General features: G+C 50.5%; 18 protein-coding genes. 13 read left to right on the forward strand and 5 right to left on the reverse strand.

Translation table 11 applies throughout. The features are described from left to right. The first annotated feature begins 24 nt into the window (after positions 1-24). The 5 genes from LFE_RS00435 (at position 25) to arsA (ending at position 3876) form a co-directional block, all read left to right on the forward strand. Positions 25-537, forward strand: a complete 513-nt coding sequence (locus LFE_RS00435; RefSeq protein ID WP_014448312.1) for a periplasmic heavy metal sensor — start codon at positions 25-27, stop codon at positions 535-537. A gap of 187 nt (positions 538-724) precedes the next feature. Then, positions 725-1108 (forward strand): ArsR/SmtB family transcription factor, encoded by a 384-nt coding sequence (locus LFE_RS00440; RefSeq protein ID WP_041773899.1) that lies wholly within the window; start codon positions 725-727, stop codon positions 1106-1108. Next, positions 1105-1584: an arsenate reductase ArsC gene (locus tag LFE_RS00445; protein ID WP_014448314.1), complete on the forward strand. Its 480-nt coding sequence runs from the start codon at positions 1105-1107 to the stop codon at positions 1582-1584. Before LFE_RS00440 ends, LFE_RS00445 begins: the two co-directional genes overlap by 4 nt. Positions 1585-1659: 75 nt before the next feature. Continuing rightward, positions 1660-2031 carry an arsenite efflux transporter metallochaperone ArsD gene (gene arsD, locus LFE_RS00450; RefSeq protein WP_014448315.1) on the forward strand — a complete coding sequence of 124 codons (372 nt, stop codon included), beginning with the start codon at positions 1660-1662 and terminating at the stop codon, positions 2029-2031. A 51-nt stretch (positions 2032-2082) separates the two neighbouring features. Then, positions 2083-3876: an arsenical pump-driving ATPase gene (gene arsA, locus LFE_RS00455; protein ID WP_041774545.1), complete on the forward strand. Its 1794-nt coding sequence runs from the start codon at positions 2083-2085 to the stop codon at positions 3874-3876. 127 nt (positions 3877-4003) lie between these two features. Here arsA and LFE_RS13855 read toward each other — a convergent pair whose 3' ends face one another. Then, positions 4004-4321, reverse strand: coding sequence for a hypothetical protein (locus LFE_RS13855; RefSeq protein ID WP_014448317.1), 318 nt, complete (start codon positions 4319-4321; stop codon positions 4004-4006). A gap of 158 nt (positions 4322-4479) precedes the next feature. Between LFE_RS13855 and LFE_RS00470 the strand changes: the two genes are divergently transcribed. The 4 genes from LFE_RS00470 to LFE_RS00485 all read left to right on the forward strand — a co-directional run bounded on the left by LFE_RS00470 (position 4480) and on the right by LFE_RS00485 (position 8674). Further along, positions 4480-5487 carry a zinc-dependent alcohol dehydrogenase family protein gene (locus tag LFE_RS00470; RefSeq protein WP_014448318.1) on the forward strand — a complete coding sequence of 336 codons (1008 nt, stop codon included), beginning with the start codon at positions 4480-4482 and terminating at the stop codon, positions 5485-5487. Positions 5488-5552: 65 nt separating this feature from the next. Beyond that, positions 5553-6923, forward strand: a complete 1371-nt coding sequence (locus LFE_RS00475; protein ID WP_014448319.1) for a DNA recombination protein RmuC — start codon at positions 5553-5555, stop codon at positions 6921-6923. Between the two features lie 114 nt (positions 6924-7037). Next, the gene (locus LFE_RS00480; RefSeq protein WP_014448320.1) at positions 7038-8282 is read left to right on the forward strand and encodes a cation:proton antiporter; all 1245 of its coding nucleotides are present in this window, start codon (positions 7038-7040) and stop codon (positions 8280-8282) included. A 110-nt stretch (positions 8283-8392) separates the two neighbouring features. Beyond that, positions 8393-8674 (forward strand): metal/formaldehyde-sensitive transcriptional repressor, encoded by a 282-nt coding sequence (locus LFE_RS00485; protein ID WP_014448321.1) that lies wholly within the window; start codon positions 8393-8395, stop codon positions 8672-8674. Positions 8675-8842: 168 nt separating this feature from the next. On the opposite strand, the gene LFE_RS00490 is transcribed toward LFE_RS00485, so the two are convergent. Continuing rightward, positions 8843-10063, reverse strand: coding sequence for an ISNCY family transposase (locus LFE_RS00490; RefSeq protein ID WP_014448322.1), 1221 nt, complete (start codon positions 10061-10063; stop codon positions 8843-8845). A 161-nt stretch (positions 10064-10224) separates the two neighbouring features. Here LFE_RS00490 and LFE_RS00495 point away from each other — a divergent pair, with 161 nt between their 5' ends. The 3 genes from LFE_RS00495 (at position 10225) to LFE_RS00505 (ending at position 12900) form a co-directional block, all read left to right on the forward strand. After that, positions 10225-10755 (forward strand): tetratricopeptide repeat protein, encoded by a 531-nt coding sequence (locus LFE_RS00495; protein WP_014448323.1) that lies wholly within the window; start codon positions 10225-10227, stop codon positions 10753-10755. Between the two features lie 36 nt (positions 10756-10791). Beyond that, the gene (locus LFE_RS00500) at positions 10792-11880 is read left to right on the forward strand and encodes a hypothetical protein (RefSeq protein WP_014448324.1); all 1089 of its coding nucleotides are present in this window, start codon (positions 10792-10794) and stop codon (positions 11878-11880) included. 258 nt (positions 11881-12138) lie between these two features. After that, positions 12139-12900, forward strand: coding sequence for a hypothetical protein (locus LFE_RS00505; protein ID WP_014448325.1), 762 nt, complete (start codon positions 12139-12141; stop codon positions 12898-12900). Positions 12901-13000: 100 nt separating this feature from the next. Here LFE_RS00505 and LFE_RS00510 read toward each other — a convergent pair whose 3' ends face one another. From LFE_RS00510 to LFE_RS00520, 3 genes are all read right to left on the reverse strand, one after another. Continuing rightward, positions 13001-13393: a VOC family protein gene (locus LFE_RS00510; RefSeq protein ID WP_014448326.1), complete on the reverse strand. Its 393-nt coding sequence runs from the start codon at positions 13391-13393 to the stop codon at positions 13001-13003. A gap of 25 nt (positions 13394-13418) precedes the next feature. Next, positions 13419-15323, reverse strand: a complete 1905-nt coding sequence (gene acs, locus LFE_RS00515; protein WP_014448327.1) for an acetate--CoA ligase — start codon at positions 15321-15323, stop codon at positions 13419-13421. A 440-nt stretch (positions 15324-15763) separates the two neighbouring features. Continuing rightward, a complete protein-coding gene (locus LFE_RS00520) occupies positions 15764-16615 on the reverse strand; it encodes a PEP-CTERM sorting domain-containing protein (RefSeq protein ID WP_158310223.1) in 852 nt (283 codons plus the stop codon). A gap of 620 nt (positions 16616-17235) precedes the next feature. On the opposite strand from LFE_RS00520, the gene LFE_RS00525 reads away from it, so the two are divergent. Further along, entirely contained in the window at positions 17236-18033 is a 798-nt protein-coding gene (locus LFE_RS00525) for a thiazole synthase (protein ID WP_041774554.1), read from the forward strand. The last annotated feature ends 21 nt before the right edge of the window (positions 18034-18054 follow it).

Below are 18054 nucleotides of genomic sequence, written 5' to 3' on the forward strand. Positions count from 1 at the left end.
CAGTCCAAATATAAGGAGGTTTGAATGCTGCCAGGTAAGATGTCAAAGGTTGTTGTCATGGCGATAGCTATCTTTCTATTCGGATTTTCCGGAGTTCCCAAGGCTGAGGCCGGTATGATGCATCATTGCCATGGTCATATGCATATGATCATGCATGGCGCTCCGATTCCTTTTTACCTGATGAACCAGGATCGACTGGGACTTTCGCAGGATCAGGTCCATAAGCTGATGCACCTCAAGATGGGATTCCGAAAGACTGCGATCATGGAAAAGGCCCGGATCAAGGTGATCCGTGAAGATGTCATGGTCGAAATGATGAAGAAGAATATTGACACCTCCGATGTCAAGAAAGATATCAATCGTATCGTTGACCACAAGAAGAAGATCATGGACAGCTATGTCGAGATGGTCTCGAGTGCCCACAAGGTTCTGACCCCCGAGCAGTTTGAAAAGGCGAAGAAGCTTTGGAGGGAGATGATGATGATGCATCACGGAATGATGATGCATCATGGAATGGCGGGCCATCAAAAGATGTAGTTTCCACCGTTTTTGATTTTTTCTTCCTTGCCCGGGGGCCTTGATCCCCCGGGTTTTTTTTGACCTCCTTGTTTTTCCATATTCTTTTTACTTGTCTCTTTCCGCGATCCACAACAATTGGTGTAGGGGGTATCCGAGCGATTGATTTATTGTTGCAATGATTCCATTAGTGTTGTACCATAGAATTATGGACAGAATACATGCTACCCAGATTTTTGAATCTCTTTCTTCCGGCATACGTCTGGATATTTATCGTCTTCTGGTCAAGGAAGGGTCAGGCGGGATTGTCTCCGGCCAGATTGCGCAGCTGCTTGAGCTTCCTGCAAACAATGTCTCTTTTCATTTAAAGGCCATGACCCAGGCAGGGCTTTTGACGGTGGTTCAGGAGGGCCGTTTCCAGCGTTATCGGGCGAATATCCCTGTGATGCTGGACCTGATCTCTTACCTGACGGAAGAATGTTGTGCGGGAAACCCCGATGAGTGCGCTTCCTTCCGGGAAGAAGCCAAGGGCAATCTCTCCTGTCTTCCTCCTCTTCCGGCTGGGAATCCATCAAACGGGAGTTTTTCGTGAAGATCCTCTTTCTCTGCACGGGGAACTCCTGTCGTTCCATTCTGGCCGAAGCGACATTCAATGCGCTTTTTCCCGAGACGATCCGGGCAATGAGCGCCGGAAGCCATCCGGCTGGTTACGTCCACCCCAAAACCATCGCCTTGTTGAAAAAGAAGTCAATCCCTGTCGATGGTCTATATAGCAAATCCTGGGAAGAGCTCCGAGAGGTTCCCGATGTTGTGATCACTGTGTGTGATGACGCATCGGGGGAGGCCTGTCCTCTTTACCTGGAAAAAGCCCTTCGCTCCCATTGGGGTGTTTTTGATCCTGCGAAAGTGGTGGGTGATGAGAGATTTGTGGAGGCCGAATTTGAAAGGGCTTACCGCATCCTGCGTTTCCGGATCGAGGCTCTTCTTTCCTTTTTCCATTCGGGACAAATGGGTTCGCCAGTTCTTTTGAAAAAAGAGCTGGATCGTATCGGGACCCTGATGCCCTGATTCTGGGGGGTCCTCAAATGAGGGAGACTGGTTTTTCCTCGTGTTTAATAATTCAATATTCATTGGAGAGTTGAAATGAAAAAGATTGAAGTTTTTGATCCTGCCCTTTGTTGTTCCACAGGTGTCTGCGGTCCTGAAGTTGATACGGCCCTTGTCGGATTTGCTGCTGATGTCGATAGTCTGAAGCGCAGTGGTGGCAATATCGTCAGGCGGAATCTTGCTCAGGATCCGTTGGCTTTTGCCGAGAATCCTCTGGTCAAGGGTCTTCTTGCCCGTTCCGGACAAAGCGCCCTTCCGGTCATTCTTGTTGAAGACGAGATCGCCCTTGCCGGGAGATATCCAACCCGGTCCGAGCTGTTTTTGTTTGCCGGATTGACTGAGTCTTCGGATCCTGTGAGCAAACAGGGTGCTTCAAAAGGTTGTTGCGATGACAGTGGCTGCTGTTGAGATGTCTTTGGCCCCACTAGGGATCTGTAAAACAGTCAGGAGCAAAACATGATGAAGTTTCTGGAACATCCGCCTGCCGTTTTTTTCTTCACGGGAAAAGGGGGTGTCGGCAAAACTTCCCTTTCTTGTGCAACGGCCGTTTATCTGGCCGGACTTGGCAAGAGGGTTCTTCTTGTGAGCACCGATCCCGCGTCGAACATCGGACAGGTTTTCGGTCAGAAAATCGGCAACCGGATCACAGCCCTGACGGACGTGGATGGGCTCTTCGCGCTTGAGATCGATCCGGTTGATTCTGCAAGGAAGGTTCGGGAACGGGTGGTCGGACCGGTGAGGGGAGTTTTGCCTGATGATGTAGTGCGTGCCATCGAGGAACAGCTATCCGGGGCCTGTACGGTGGAAATTGCGGCTTTTGGGGAATTTACGGAACTTTTGACCGACGGGAAGGTTCTGTCTGATTTCGACCATATCTTGTTCGACACGGCACCGACTGGGCATACAATCCGTCTTTTGAGCCTTCCTGGCGCATGGAGCCATTTTATCAGTGATAACCCCCAGGGGGCTTCCTGTCTTGGTCCCCTGTCCGGTCTGGAACAGCAGAAAGGTCAATATGAGAAAGCGGTCAAAATTCTCTCCGATCCTTCTAAAACAAGGCTGGTTCTGGTCGCAAGGGGACAGAGGTCATCCCTTCAGGAAGCCTTGAGAACGGTTTCCGAACTGAGGTTGGAGGGGTTGTCCGGCAGCTATCTGGTCATTAATGGGTTATTGCCTGAATCGGAAGTGAAAAATGACCCTCTGGCATTGGCGATTTATCAATCGGAACAACGGACCGTCGGAGAGATGGAAGCTTTTTTTTCAGGGTTCAAGGTAGATCGTTTGCCCCTTAAGGGATATAACGTGGTCGGAGTTGGACACCTGAAAGAGTTTTTTTCTCCAGGAGGCGGGTCCTCGGAAGAGAATATTGATAAAATCCAAAATCAGCCGGATTCGTTGCCGTCCGAATGGGTGGAAGGTCTTGAATCATTAGTTGATGGACTCTCAAAGGATGGACATGGTCTTGTCATGATGGTTGGTAAAGGTGGAGTGGGTAAAACCACCATGGCAGCCTCCATTGCCGTGTCCCTGTCCCTGAGGGGATTCCCTGTCCATCTGACAACAACGGATCCTGCTGCCCACCTTCTGAGGACACTTCCTGATGCTCCCCCGAATCTCACGGTCAGCAGGATTGATCCGGAAGTGGAGACAGAGAAATACAGACAGTTGGTCCTGAAGGAAAGGGGCCAAGGTCTCGACAGGGAAGGGCTTTTGATGTTGGAAGAGGATCTCCGTTCTCCCTGTACGGAGGAAATCGCTGTCTTTCAGGCCTTTTCCAGTGTCATCGAGGAGTCCGACCGCAAATTTGTTGTAGTGGATACTGCTCCAACCGGCCATACGCTATTACTGCTCGATGCGACAGGAGCCTATCATCATGAAGTGTCCCGCCACATCAAGGAGGGTGATGAAAGCACGACTCCTATGATGCGTCTTCAAAATCCGGAAAAGACCAAAATCATTGTTGTCAGTTTGCTTGAAACGACGCCGTTGCTTGAAGCATTGTCGCTCGAGGCTGATCTCTTTCGCGCCGGAATCCGGACATGGGCCTGGATTTTCAACAACTGCCTCTCTGTGAGCGGTACCCGATCTCCCCTGTTACGGGAACGGGCCCAGGCGGAAGCGCTCTTGTATGACGAATCCAGAAAAATGATCAAAAAACCAGTGGTCGTGGTGGGAATGCAAGACTCCGAGCCCATTGGGGCAGTGAAACTTCAGGGATTGAGTGAAGGGAATGGCTCTTTTTCCCGGACTTAACATCCCGGTTTCAGACAGAAATAAGGAGAAGGAGTGAAGAACCGGGTCAGTGATGACCCGGGATCTCTTCATTTCTGGAGTTAAAAGCTCCGGAAAGAGCTGACGGAAAATGTTTGGCTTTGAGGACCTAGAAGTCTGTCTGGTCCTTTTGGGTGGAAAGGGGGGAGCGCTCCGGATCGGAAACGGATTCGGGGATGTTCCCCTTTTTGAGTTTATCTTCAAACTGGAAACACATGCGGACCGCTCCGACGGTAGTAACCATATAGGGGGTGAGATAGTTCAGGAAAATCTTCATTGGAGACAGAGGTAAATGGGAGAGGATATTCGGAAACTGATTGATCAGGTTCAGGATGGTTCCGACGATAAAGGACGTAATGATTGCGGTATGGATAACGCTCCTTTTCGTTCCATAAGAAATGCATTCCCGGATCAGATTTTTTCTCATCGTCCATTTCCTGGCATTCGAACCCCCCGCATGAGGAGAACAGGTTTCTTTTTTGAAGCCTATCTCTGTAGCATATCAGATGGTGGGTTTAAGATTCATTTTTCCGGAAGGCTTTTTCAGGCCATCATCATATTCAGGAAGAGGCGAGGAGAATAATAATGAAGACATACGAGTTATCTGGAAAAGGATTGGATCACCTGAAGATTGTCACCAGGGAAAAGCCCTCCCCCAAAAAGGGAGAGGTATTGATCCGGATGAGGGCGGCATCGCTCAATTATCGGGATCTGATGATTGCAAAGGGAGTCTACCGAAGGGAGGTTTGTTATCCTTTGATCCCATTGTCCGATGGTGCGGGAGAAATCGAATCTGTTGGAGAGGGTGTTTCCGGTTTCATTCAGGGGGACCGGGTAATGGGTTCTTTCTTTCCGTTCTTTTTCGATGGACTGGTGGGACCGGAGACAGATCGTAGGGCGCTTGGAGGTGATCTGGACGGGGTTTTGTCGGAATATGTGATTTTGGGATCCGAGTCGGTGGTGAAGATTCCTTCCGGCTGGAGTTTCGAGGAAGCATCGACGCTTCCCTGCGCCGCCTTGACCGCCTGGAACGCTTTGTATGGAGGCATTCCCCTTTTACCCGGACAGACGGTTCTGGTTTTGGGCACAGGAGGAGTCTCCATGTATGCTGCACTTTTTGCCAGAATGGGAGGTGCCAGGGTGATGGCCACTTCCCGCTCTCGAGAGAAGCTTTTGAAGATGAGGGCATTTGGTGTGGAAGATCTGATAGATACCTCCACTTCTCCTGACTGGGATGATCAGGTTCATGCGTTAACGCTTGGTCGCGGTGTCGATCATGTGGTGGATGTTCTGGGAGGGGAGTCCTTCAATCGATCCCTCAGGGCGGTTCGGGTAGGTGGACAGGTCAGTGTCATTGGTGTTCTCTCCGGTACAGCGGGGAATGTGGATACAGCCCTGATCCTTGGAAAAGCCATAGGAGTCCGGGGAATCTATGTCGGAAACCGCCGTCAGCTTGAAGAAATGTCCAGGGCTCTGGAACATGGCTCCCATCGTCCGGCAATCGATGGTGTCTTCTCTTTTTCTGAGGCCAGGGAAGCCTTGATGGCTCTTGATCAGGGAGCGCATTTTGGAAAGATTGTGATCCGTGTATAGACTCATCTGGGATCGGTTTCGATCACAAATGGAGTCTGTGCCATCCGGTTTCTGAAAGGTGTGAAATGATTCCATCATCGGGATTTTGGTTCTCTTCGGGATTGATTTTTGGCGCTGTGGCTGTTTTTATTTTTTTGGGGGTCAGGGAGAGATCCCTGGCAGGGGAAAAACTGGCACTCAGCCTGAAGGTTGAGGAGGAGAAGAGAAAAGTCTCTGAGGCTGACGGTCGTTTGGAGACAATAAAACAGGAGCTCCAGATCATCAGGGACGAGAGAGATGATCTTTCAAGGATGAACGCGGGACTTGAAACAAAAATTGTCCTTGAGAGGAGCCATTTGGAGGAGAAAATATCACTCCTCGAACATGCCAAGGAGTCCATGGGGATGAATTTCCAGAATCTTGCAAACCAGATTCTGGAAGAAAAAACCGCCCGCTTTACAGAGATGAACCAGAGCCAGCTCTCTTTACTTTTGACTCCGCTGGGAGAAAAGCTGAAAGAGTTTGGGGAGAGGGTCCAGCAATCCTCGGAAAAGGAATCCGAGCAGAGGATGCTACTCAAACTCGAAATTTCAAAGCTGATGGATCTGAACTCCATGATGACGCGGGAAACATCAAGTCTCACCCAGGCCCTTAAGGGGGACTCCCGGTCCCAGGGAGCCTGGGGCGAGATGATTCTCGAGAGAACGCTTGAGATGTCCGGACTCAGAGAGAATCGTGAGTTTCGGGTTCAGGCCAGCTTTACAGATGAAGAAGGGGCGAGACTCAGGCCGGATATCATTATCGATCTTCCCGAAGGTCGCCATCTGGTAGTTGACAGCAAGGTTTCTCTGACCGCCTATGAGCGGTCCCTGTCGGAGGCAAACCCGGAAGAAAAAGAACGACAGACACTCCAACACGTGCAGTCTGTGAAAGCGCATCTGAATGATCTTTCGAGAAAAGACTATCGGAATATTCATGCTCTGGAGTCTCTCGATTTTGTGTTGATGTTTATCCCGATAGAGTCTGCCTATGCTTTGGCGGTGGAGACCGATCCGGATCTTGTGGGTGAAGCTCTGGCCAAAAATGTTCTGATTGTGTATCCGGGAACTCTTTTAATGGCTCTTCGGACGATTGCCCATGTCTGGAGATATGAGCACCAAAACCGGAATGCCATGGAAATTGCCCGTCAGGCAGGAGCCCTGTATGACAAGTTTGTGGGCTTTGTCACAGATCTCAAGGACGTTGGAGACAAGCTTGATAAAGCCAAAAAATCGTATGAAACGGCCTATGGCAAATTGTCTGCGGGAAAAGGCAATCTGGTCAGATCTTCCGAGCGTCTTCGGGAGATGGGGGTAAAAACGGGGAAGGTCCTTCCCGAACAGCTTGTTGATGAAGGGTTCAGGCAAGGAGAGGATCGGACAGTCCGAAGTGAGGACGCATCTCCCGAGTTCTTGTAGCGGAACCTTTCCGGAATTGTTGGGGGGAAGCAGGTTGATTGAGCTGCCGGTCGGAGCGATGGTGATGAGGATTCTTTTTTTATTGGCCGATGTTTGCCTGATGGTGTTGAGACCATGATCTCAACACATGTGCTGTTTTTGACGGCCACAATCTTCCTGATCGTTGCTCTGGTTTTATCCCGTTTGGCAGAGGAGTTCAAACTCCCTGACATCCTGTTTTTCCTGGGTCTGGGTGTGGCCATTGGTCCATCGGGCCTTGGACTCCTCTCCTCCGATGGGGGTGATTGGACTCCTGTGGTCTTGTCGATGGGAGCCTCTTTTATCCTTTTTGACGCCGGTCTTGATACCTCGTTCAGGACCCTTCGGAAGCATCGGCGAAGCATCAGTCTTCTGGCAACGTTCGGAGTCGTTCTTTCCGCTTCTCTGACAATGCTGCTTGCAAGATATATCCTGAACCTTTCCTGGGCGGAAGGGGCCCTTCTGGGAGCTATTCTGGCTTCGACCGATCCCACTGCAATCGTCCCGATCCTGAGGTCCCTTCCCATTCCGAAAACAGTGAGGGATATCCTGATGACAGAAGCCGCCCTCACGGATGTAACCGGTGCTCTTTTGACCTTTTCCGTGGCGGAGTTCGCTCTGTCCCACGAGACAACGGGTACATGGATCCGGGATGGACTGATCTCCGTCGGTCTGATTGTTCCCGGGATTCTTGCAGGAGGTTTGCTGGGAGCGCTTTCCGTTATCCTGATCGCTCATACCCGATATGATTATCTTTCGAAAAATGCCCAGATTGTGGGCCTTGCCGCGGTAGGAGGAAGCTACCTTCTCAGTGAGAATTTTCATGCCTCGGGATTTCTGGCTGTTTATGTTCTGGGTGTGGTTCTGGGGAATCCACGGGCTTTTGACCTTGGAATTCGTCAGGGACCACTTCCGGGCATTGCTCGAATCCGTGAAGGAGCCGGAGTGACAGCTTTTTTGGCCAGGGTGGCCATTTTTACCGTTCTTGGGGCTCATATGAAGTTCGGATCGTTTGGTCTTTCACCCTGGCTTCTCGTTCTTTTTATCGCTGGTTTTATCTTCCTTGTCCGTCCGGCTACAATCTTTCTTTTGATTCCTTCGGTCCATACTTCCGGTTTTTCCCGCGACGACCTGATTTTTATGGCTGCAACACGAGAAACGGGAATCATGTCGGCAACCTTGGCTTCGCTCTTTGAGTCGCGCCTTTCGGGAGCGGTTCATGGAGCCGTTTTCTGGACCATTGTCGGGACGATTGTGGTTGGCGGGGGAGTCAAGCCATTTTTGGTCAAAAGGCTTAAACTCTCCAAGGATGTTACGGAAGAGATCCCTGAAAATGTGTAGTACTTTTTTCCATTCCAGAAAGCTTTTGTCGGTTTTTTTATTGGTTTTTCTTGACATAAATAGTTGGTAGGGGTATTTTAACCTTAAACTTATTACAAAAGGGTCAATGAGTGCATACGATTCATGAGAAGAAAAATCTGGTCAACCGTGTCAGGAGAATTCAAGGTCAGCTTTCTGGCATTGAAAAGCTTCTGGAGGCAGGTCGGGATGAGGATTACGCGGTGATCCTTCAGACGGTGGCCTCTTCGCGAGGGGCGCTCAATGGGCTGATGTCCGAATTGATTGAGGGGCATCTGAGAGAGCATGTTCTGGTCAGTCCCGATGGTTCCCTTGCGGATCGTGAGAGGGCGCTTGAATCCATTCTCGGTGTTCTGAAGACCTACCTTAAGTAAATTCCTCTTCTTGAATCCCCTGCGGGCCAAAAGCAATCATTTCCCTCCTTACTGAGGGTATTGTTTCAGTATTGGCTCTTCTCTGTTAGTAGCAAGTAGAGTTGTCCGGTTTTATAGCAAATGAGTTGTCCGCTTTTTTTCATTTGAAAACTCCGGGTTTCCCCGTTCTCAGACATGAGCTTCGACCGGGCGGATTCCGGTCGAAGGAGCTTTGGTTCGTGGTTCCTTTTTCGTTTTTGGAATCTCCGGTTTTTCGACAGGATAGTCGGAAAGCTTCCGGGGTCCATGAAACAGGGAGAGCGATCCGTCGGGATGCCGGTGGATCTTGACTGTGGCCCGGACGTAATGGAGCCGATACCGGTCGGAAGGAATCTGAAGGGTCCGTCCTTCGAAAGACACGCAGTTGTCGTTGCCAACAATCCGTTCGTGGTGCTCACAGAGGATCTCGTCTATAGAGTCTCCGGTCCAGGGAACGAAGGCCGATCCTTCCTCCGGGGCCCGATGGGAAAATTCGGTATTGAAGGCTGGAAGATAGACGTCGGACAGATAGCGGTTGGCCGCTTCCATCGTCGTGATTCCCGCCAGGGCGAGCTCTTTGGGAAGACGCTCCTGATGGGTCCGGAAAGCCCGTTCACTGCGTCCCCGCGCTTCGGGGGAGTAGGCGGCAATCATTTCGATGCCCAGCTGTTTCATCGCCCGTCCAAACTGGGTGAGGTTCTTCTTGTCCACCTTCCCTCCCGCTTCCGGCGTGACCCAGTAGTGGCTGCCCCGGTCTGTGTACAGGGAGGAAGGAAGCCCTTTTTTCCCGATCACCTCCCGTATCCCCTGAAGACTGGATGCGGTTCCCTCCTCCTCCACAAAGAACATGCTGTAATGCTCATTGGTCGCATCATCCATCGTCACCACCAGATCCCAGATCTGTCCGGACACCCAGGGATGACTGCTGGCATCCTGATGGATCATCATCCCTTCCCAGGCCGCACGTTCCCGTCTCTTCCGGTGCTTCCCCTTGCCAGGAGCTTTCCGGACCGCTCCGTTCTCCTGAAGCGTCTTCTTGACCCAGGTATAGCTCCGTTTCCCGCCTTCTTTCCGGTACCAGAAGTGAAAGTGTTTCACGTTCCAGCCATCATGCCGGCTCCGGTACTTTTCGACCAGTCCCAGGGCTTCATCGACCGGGGCCCGTCTCGATGAGGCCTGGGTGAGTCGTTTGTCCAGAATCCCCTGGATCCCTTCCTCCTCGACTCGCCGGACATATCTCCGGAAGGTCCTTTCACTCATCCCGAGAATCCGGCCGGCCTCTTCCTGAGTGAGGCATCCTTTCTTCCATTCATTCCAGGTGTCTTCAAAACGCATCTTCCGGATCTCCTGTAGCACATTTGTTCGGTCCATTCTGGCTCCTCCTCGGACCCATTATGGAACCGGACAAGTCTTGCGCTACAAAACCGGACAGATTATGTGCTCCCTACACAGTATTGGCTCTTCTCTTGCATTGAGACCGATCCTGTTTGTATAATGAGACTACATATCAAACAGTTGAAAAGAGGTGGATCATGAAAATGGGTCAGATGGTCAGTTTCGTGTCCAGGGGACTTATCCTGGTAACGGTTCTTCTTTCTGGTGTCGGTTGCGCTGCGATGACTGAGCCGAAGGTCAAGGCTTATATACAGGAAAAGAAAGCCTATGCTGATATCAAGAAAGGAAACCTTGAGCAGGCGGCTGTCGAGCTGAAGCTTGCGCTTGGGAATGATCCCACCGAGCCTACGATCCTGAACAATCTGGCCTATATCGAATTTACGCAGGGTCACTTTGACAAGGCGATCGGATTCCTTGAGCAGGCTCGCGCCCTCAGAAACGATGACAATGATGAGCCCTATATCATGAACGAAGCCCGCATCCTGATCGCGCATCATGAGTACCATCATGCCCTGGCCCTCCTTTCCCTGATCGAGCCAAGACATTCCTGGCCAAAAGGGTACCAGAAGATCATGGCGGAAGCCCTTCTCCATAATGGCCAGTCATCACGTGCCCTTGCCATTTTGCTCGACAGGCGCAATCTGAATCCGGAGCAATCTCACCCATAACCCCTTCCAAAGATGCGTAAGGCCAGGAGTTCATTTATGATACGCATTTTGCGTGGGGTCCCTTTTTTTGCCTTTGCTTTGATCCTGTCCGTTCTTCTTTTCCCCTCCAGGGGTTTTTCGGATCCAACAGCGATCTCTCCCGGATCGGGGGGCATGGCGTTACCCTTTCCATTCTCAAGCGATGAGGATATTTCGAAGGGTTTTCAGGCTCTGGCTCCACCATTTCTTCCATGGGGTCCCAATACAAGCGGGCCATTTTTCACAGGAACCGCCGAAGTGGAACCGATCGGTTCCTGGTACCTGGAGCCCTTCGTCTACGACTCGATCTCTCCGGGTTCATCTTCCTACTATATGCCAATGAGACTTGCCGTTGGCCTTGGTCATAATCTTGAACTCGATACCTTTATTCCCCTTATCGATAATGTGGAGGGGCCACCGATCACTCCTTCAGGTCAAAGTGCGAACCATTTTGGAGTGGGGAATACCCATTTTGAAGTCAAATGGCAGATTGCTTCTGACGAGGATGTCTATTTACCCTTAGCCCGACCATCGGTGGCACTCACTTTCGACTTTTGGGTTCCAAGCGGCCAGTACCAGAACCTGAACCCCCAACAATATGGTGCCGATCAGCTGGGGAATGGAACCTTCAATGAGGCGATCATGCTTCTTGTGAGGAAGCATGTGAAGCCCTTCATGTTTTATCTGCAGGTTGGTGACATTGTTGAAAACCCCACCACGGTGGGAGCGGGGTATGGATACAATAACGGGATTACCCAGAATGCATTGCCCAATGACCATGTGGTTGACGGAAACCTTTTATATTATGCCGGTGCGTTTGAGCATGTGATCAATACGGAATGGGGTGCCGGGTATCTTCTGGAGGTTTATGGAGAATCCCAAAGTGGTCAAAACCTCCTTTTTGGGGCGGCCAATGCTCCTGCATGGTCATTTTTATGGGCAGCTCCGGAGCTTGAGGTAACCTGGCCTCATACCCAAAAACTCTCCGCAACATGGGGGGCTGGTGTTGCTCTTCCTGTCTATCAGTCTGATTATCCCCGCACGGTGACTCCTATGGGAACGGTGACTGTTTACTTCAATGGTCCATTCGGTTACCGGGGGCAATGATTGTTCGGTTTCTATCACATCTGGAAACGATATGACCATCAGTCTGCTTGCTGCTTTGGACTTTTTCCGGGGATGTCCAAGGAGTGTTCCTTTCTGGTATGATAGCCCCAGTCAAGATCTGTCCTCTTCATTTTTGTTCTGTTTGGCAACCCGGGATAATTTTGGTGTGACAATGAAACAAGGCCTTTCCTTTAATCATTTTTGCAGGAGGTTTTGAGACGGCGACAGTCTCACTTCGATCAATATTAGGAGGATCCGATGCGTTCTACCCGTTATTTCCGGGCCCGCCTTCTGGCTATGGTCACTCTCCTTTCCTTTTCGCTGACATCTTGTACTTCATTTTATACGGCCAAACCGGTTCCATTGTCTCCACCATCACAGCTGACGATTCATGCAACTGTTCCAAAAACCAATCTTTTGGTCGGAGTGCGTCCTTATAACACTCCCCACATGATCCATAAGCTCTTCGATCATAATGGTCTTTGGCGAATGCATATTCTTCCCCTCCAGATGTCCTTCATGTCGACGGATCTCCGGCCCACCACATTTTTGATCAAATCTTCCTATATCGTTGTGGATGGACACTACTATCCGTCCATCGTTCCCAACGAGGCGTTTGATATCTCCTGGCAGGCCAAGCATCCGTATATTCTCGTCAAGCAAACCTTCTATTATACAGGTTTGATTCTTTTCACCCTTGTTACCCTGGGATTAGGTTCGGTGATCTGGGTGCTCCCAACCCCATTTGGTGAACCAACACCACAGAATGATCCTTTTGGAAGAGACTTGACCTTCAAGGCTTTTGACAAGAATGTAACTCTTCAGAGTGGAGCGCTCAGGGGAGGGTTCCTGTATTTTTCTCTTCCCGAAAAGAACATGAATCTGAAAGGTGCCCAGCTGGTACTCCATTTTTCGCAAAAATCTCCCGCTCCGATCGAAAGGACATTGATCATTCCCCTGAAACCGGGTCTCCATCTTGATAACAACCTTTTGAAACAGATTTTTCACGGGTTTTTCTAAAAAAAGAGAAAAGCAGAGAGGATATGCCGGCATCTCCCGCACGGGAGACGCCGGTTATTGTCATGAGCAGCCGTCATCCGATGGATGGAGGGTTGGGCTGTCAGACCGGATTGGGTGCGATCAGTTCGATTTCATAACCTTCCGGGGCATCGATAAAGAAGAAGGTTGTGTTTCTTCCGCGTGTTGGTCCGTCGGTAATGGGGACGCCGAGTTTTTCCAATCGGGAGAGCGTTTGTTCGAGGTTTTCGACGGAGAAGGCGAGATGAACAAGATCAGGGGGAACGACAACATCGCCCGAACCGGAGAATTCCGCGATTTCAATTTCTTCTTCTGAGCCTGGTACGGTGAGATAGGCGATTTTGGATCCCCGGGGGGATGTGTGGTGTGAGGCAAGGGTCAGTCCAAGAATCTCCGTATAAAATCGGACCGTTCTTTCAAGGTCTGAGACTCTGAATCTTGTATGAAGAAGTTTTGTCACAAGCGGTTTTTCCAAAATGGTTCTCCTTTATGAGTCCTTATTAATCCTCAAGCGTGGAGGTGTCTCCTTCTGGAAGACCCAGCTCACGCGCCTTTAAAACCCTTCTCATGATTTTTCCGGAGCGTGTTCGGGGCAACCATTCCGTGATCTCGATTTCATCCGGCATGGCGATGGCTCCCAGCTCTTCCCTGACATGCTGGCGTATCCTGAGCTCAAGATCAGGGGTCCGTTCGGCATCTTTTCTCAGGATGACAAATGCCTTGATGACCTCTCCCTTGAGCTCGTCCGGTTTCCCGATGACAGCGGCTTCGGAAACGCAGGGGTGGGAAACCAGCGCGGATTCGACTTCGGCGGTTCCAAGCCGGTGTCCTGCCACCTTGATCACATCATCGACACGTCCGATCATGTGAAAAAGTCCGTGATGGTCCCGCTTTGCGGAATCTCCCGAAAAATAGACTCCCGGAATTTCCTCCCAGTATTTCCTGTAGCGTTCGGGATCTCCGTAGACGGTTCTGAACATGGATGGCCAGGGCTGACGGACGATCACGAAGCCAGCCTCTCCCGGAGCAACACTTTCTCCCTGGCGATTGACCACATCGGCGACGACTCCGGGAAACGGACGGGTCGCTGAACCTGGGACAAGCGGAACGCCGGGAAGAGGCGTGATCATATGCATTCCTGTTTCTGTCTGCCACCAGGTATCCATGATTGGAAGACGACCTCCTGTTACTTCCCGGAACCAGAGCCAGGCCTCCGGGTTGATCGGTTCTCCAACCGATCCCAGAAGCCTCAGGGAGGACAGGTCGTATTTCTCTGGCCATTGTTTTCCGAGACGCATCTGGAGTCGGATCGCTGTGGGGGTGGAATAGAAAACGGTGACACGATATTTCTCCACAAGGTGCCACCATCGTCCGGGATCCGGATAGTCGGGGGATCCTTCAGCCAGAAGAACCGTGGCTCCGTTCAGGAGAGGTCCGTATACGATGTAGCTGTGGCCGGTAATCCACCCCGGATCGGCGACGCAAAAGAAGACATCATCGTTATGGATGTTGAAGACCCACCGGGTGGTCAGAAAGGTTCCAACCATATATCCCGGGTGGGTATGGACAATCCCTTTGGGTTTTCCGGTGGTTCCGGAGGTGTACAGGATGAAGAGGGGATCGTCAGTTGTGCAGTCGACAGCTTTGAAAAAGCCGGAGGATGCATGCTTTTTCAGGAGAGAATCGAAGGGGATCTCTCCTGTTTCAAGCTCAAGATCCGGGTTTTCACGACGGATGACAATGGTCTTTTCAAGGGAAGTAATCGCTTTTTTGGCTTCTCTTGCCGTGTCGAGCAGAGCGATGCGTTTTCCTCTCCGGTAGGCGCAGTCGGCGGTGATGAGAAGCCTCGGCTCAGAGTCTTCCATGCGGCTTTTCAATGCGCCGGCAGAGAAGCCGGAAAAGACGACTGTGTGGACAAGTCCGCTTCTGGCGCATGCGATCATTGAGATCACCTGTTCCGGAGTGGGTGGAAGAAAGATTGTAACCCGGTCTCCCTTTTTAAGCCCCATTTCGGCAAAACTGTGGCAGAGACGGTTGGTCTCGTCCATGATGCGACCATAAGTGTAGACCCGTTCGCTGCCATCGTCGGCCACGGCGATGAGCGCGACCTTATTGGAAAGTCCTTCATCAATATGCCGGTCGAGCATGTTGGTCGTGATGTTTGAGAGACTTCCGGAAAACCAGCGGGCCTCATAGGTTTTTGGGTTCCAGTCGAGAACCCTGTCCCACTTCCGGCTCCAGCGAAAGTCTTCCGCTATCTTCCCCCAGAACTGTTCCGGATCCCTGATCGATTCGTCATAAATCGTCTGGTAATCAGACACATGGAGGGTTTCAAGAAGATCCGGGTCCGGAAGGAAAGGATTGCTTTCGGTAAGGGATTTGGGGCTGTCAGCTGGATTGTCCATTCAAGAATCCTCGTATTGGGGGACGTTTTAGTCGTCGATAGGGTCAGAAGAGTTTCTGCAGAAAAAGGAATAAGACATTCTATTACAGAAAGTGTTTGATGAACACCTGCAGGAGTTTTTTTGTGGAAGTCATCAAACCTTGATCACCAGCTGCAAAACACAGAACATGCTTGGGGGGGAGAGAAAGATTTCAGACAGGGACAATCTCCTGAATGTTCTGAAATTGGTTTCTCTCTTCTTCGAAGACTCTTTTTAATAAGGAGATTTTGTGGACTTCATAAAAATAGGATGAAACGGAATCGAATCATGATTGGTTTCCGGAAGAAGGTCAGGCTGGTACAAGATTGGGAGCCGGTAGAGTGGTCTCAGCGTTCTGGCATAAAAAGCGGGATCCTCGTCGAGAGAAGTCCCGCTCTGAAAGGAATCGAAATCGTCTGATCTTACAGTTTACTCAGAAGGTCCTTCTGTTTCCTGGTGGAAATGATTCCCATCAGGAGAATCCCTGTTCCGAATAAAAGCATTGTGGAAGGTTCAGGTGTGGATGAAATGTTGGGAGTTGCAATAAATCCGCTAGACCCTGAATCATTGCCATAGCGCCCTACGATGGCGCCTGCTCCGTTGATACCGGTCGCTTGGGTAATATAATTTCCTGTCAAAGCGATCGTCGTGAAAATACCATTCTGGTCGAGAAATCCGTAAGAACCGGAATTATTGCTGTAGCCTCCCACGATGGCACCCGCTCCGTTGATCCCGTAAGCAGTGGTCCCTAGAGTCGCATTTGGGTCAATGATGTTTGTGTAGGAGCCATTCTGATAAAGAAATCCATAAGAACCGGAATTATTGCTGTAGCCTCCCACGATGGCGCCTGCTCTGTTGATCCCGTAAGCAGAGGTCCCTAGAGTCGCATTTGGGTCAATGATGTTCGAGTAGGAGCCATTCTGGTCGAGAAATCCGTAAGAACCGGAATTATTGCTGTAGCCTCCCACGATGGCACCCGCTCTATTGATTCCGTAAGCAGAGGTCCCTAGAGTCGCATTTGGGTCAATGATGTTCGAGTAGGAGCCATTCTGGTCAAGAAATCCGTAAGAACCGGAATTATTGCTGTAGCCTCCCACGATGGCACCTGCTCCATTGATTCCGTAAGCAGTGGTCCCTTGAGTCGCATTTGGGTCATTGATGGTCGTGTAGGAGCCGTTCTGGTCGAGAAATCCGTAGAATCCGGAATTATTGCTATAGCCTCCCACGATGGCACCCGCTCCATTGATTCCGATCGCTACTGTACACAGTCGCATTTGGGTCATTGATGGTCGTGTAGGTATATACGGTGGCCTGGGCCACTTCTCCGGCATACAACATCATTATTGTCATGAATAAACCAACCAGCCGATTTCTTTTAAAGCCCATGGTGAGAGTCTCCTTGGATATATTTGTTTTTCCGTGACAGAAATAAAGAGGGAATGCTGAACCAGCTTCAAATTTCTCAGGAGGAACGCAAGCAAATTCCGTGCGACCAAAAATGTCTCGTGCAAAATGGGATAATCCAAAATGTGTTGACTGATTTTAAATGGACAAAAAAAATCGGTAACGCTCATTGAAACCAGGTGAGATGAAAAAAATCTTGACACGTGTAAAAGTTATGGACATTTGAGAAGACTCTCTGATCCACAGGAAGCATGATGAGTGCTCATTTTGAGTCCAGCATAAGAAAATCTGGTTTTAATGCATGTTATGGACCTTATTTTTTGCCTTGAATGTTCTGGCGGCCAGGATATGCTTGCACTCACAATTTTCTCCGATCCTTGCCCCCGCCAGACTCCCGTCCTAGAATGGATCTTGTCGATCATGTCCAATGAATTTATTGTCTGGAGGAAATATCGTTATGGAAAATGGAGTGCTGGAAGATACAGCAAAGATGGATGATCCAATGGTGGTTGCCGGCATTTCCTTCCGTTCCCGTCTTTGGGTCGGAACAGGGAAATATCGGGATTTTGAGCAGACCAGAGAGGCGATTCTCGCCTCGGGAGCGGATGTGGTTACCGTGGCTGTCCGTCGCGTGAACATTTTGAAAAAAGATGAGCCCAATCTTTTGGACTACCTTCCCACGGACAAGTTCAAGATTCTTCCGAACACCGCCGGCTGCTATTCAGTCGAAGATGCTTTGCGCTATGCGAGACTCGCACGTGCCGCCGGTATCTCCGATATGGTCAAGCTTGAGGTTCTGGGGGATCAGAAAACACTTTTTCCGGATGTCATAGGACTTCTCGAGGCGGCAAAGATCCTGGTGAAAGAAGGGTTCATCGTTTTTCCTTACACCAATGATGATCCTATCCTGGCCAAGAAGCTTGAAGATGTTGGGTGCGTCGCTGTCATGCCGCTGGCCGCTCCGATCGGTTCAGGCCTCGGGATCCGGAATCCCTATAACCTGAGGATCATTCAGGAAACAGTATCGGTTCCGATCATCGTGGATGCGGGAGTCGGAACGGCTTCCGATGCTGCAATTGCCATGGAAATGGGTGTTTCAGGTGTTTTGATGAATACGGCTATTGCAGAAGCCAGGGATCCTGTAAGGATGGCAAGAGCCATGCGCTACGGCGTCCTTGCCGGACGGGATGCCTACCTTGCAGGTCGGATGGGCAGAAAGCTTTACGCCAATGCCTCGAGTCCACTTGAGGGGATGCTTGAAATGCCTTCTCCGGGAGCCCGCTCCTGAATCCCCCGAAGGAGAAGTCCT

The organism is Leptospirillum ferrooxidans C2-3 (assembly GCF_000284315.1).
Taxonomy (GTDB): domain Bacteria; phylum Nitrospirota; class Leptospirillia; order Leptospirillales; family Leptospirillaceae; genus Leptospirillum; species Leptospirillum ferrooxidans.

What these genes read in the sequence shown, in the direction of transcription:
- LFE_RS00435 (WP_014448312.1), top strand. Translation starts at nt 25, where the DNA reads ATGCTGCCAGGTAAGATGTCAAAGGTTGTTGTCATGGCGATAGCTATC.
- LFE_RS00440 (WP_041773899.1), top strand. Translation starts at nt 725, where the DNA reads ATGGACAGAATACATGCTACCCAGATTTTTGAATCTCTTTCTTCCGGC.
- arsD (WP_014448315.1), top strand. Translation starts at nt 1,660, where the DNA reads ATGAAAAAGATTGAAGTTTTTGATCCTGCCCTTTGTTGTTCCACAGGT.
- arsA (WP_041774545.1), top strand. Translation starts at nt 2,083, where the DNA reads ATGAAGTTTCTGGAACATCCGCCTGCCGTTTTTTTCTTCACGGGAAAA.
- LFE_RS13855 (WP_014448317.1), bottom strand. Translation starts at nt 4,321, where the DNA reads ATGAGAAAAAATCTGATCCGGGAATGCATTTCTTATGGAACGAAAAGG.
- LFE_RS00470 (WP_014448318.1), top strand. Translation starts at nt 4,480, where the DNA reads ATGAAGACATACGAGTTATCTGGAAAAGGATTGGATCACCTGAAGATT.
- LFE_RS00475 (WP_014448319.1), top strand. Translation starts at nt 5,553, where the DNA reads ATGATTCCATCATCGGGATTTTGGTTCTCTTCGGGATTGATTTTTGGC.
- LFE_RS00480 (WP_014448320.1), top strand. Translation starts at nt 7,038, where the DNA reads ATGATCTCAACACATGTGCTGTTTTTGACGGCCACAATCTTCCTGATC.
- LFE_RS00490 (WP_014448322.1), bottom strand. Translation starts at nt 10,063, where the DNA reads ATGGACCGAACAAATGTGCTACAGGAGATCCGGAAGATGCGTTTTGAA.
- LFE_RS00495 (WP_014448323.1), top strand. Translation starts at nt 10,225, where the DNA reads ATGAAAATGGGTCAGATGGTCAGTTTCGTGTCCAGGGGACTTATCCTG.
- LFE_RS00500 (WP_014448324.1), top strand. Translation starts at nt 10,792, where the DNA reads ATGATACGCATTTTGCGTGGGGTCCCTTTTTTTGCCTTTGCTTTGATC.
- LFE_RS00505 (WP_014448325.1), top strand. Translation starts at nt 12,139, where the DNA reads ATGCGTTCTACCCGTTATTTCCGGGCCCGCCTTCTGGCTATGGTCACT.
- acs (WP_014448327.1), bottom strand. Translation starts at nt 15,323, where the DNA reads ATGGACAATCCAGCTGACAGCCCCAAATCCCTTACCGAAAGCAATCCT.
- LFE_RS00520 (WP_158310223.1), bottom strand. Translation starts at nt 16,615, where the DNA reads ATGCGACTGTGTACAGTAGCGATCGGAATCAATGGAGCGGGTGCCATC.
- LFE_RS00525 (WP_041774554.1), top strand. Translation starts at nt 17,236, where the DNA reads ATGGATGATCCAATGGTGGTTGCCGGCATTTCCTTCCGTTCCCGTCTT.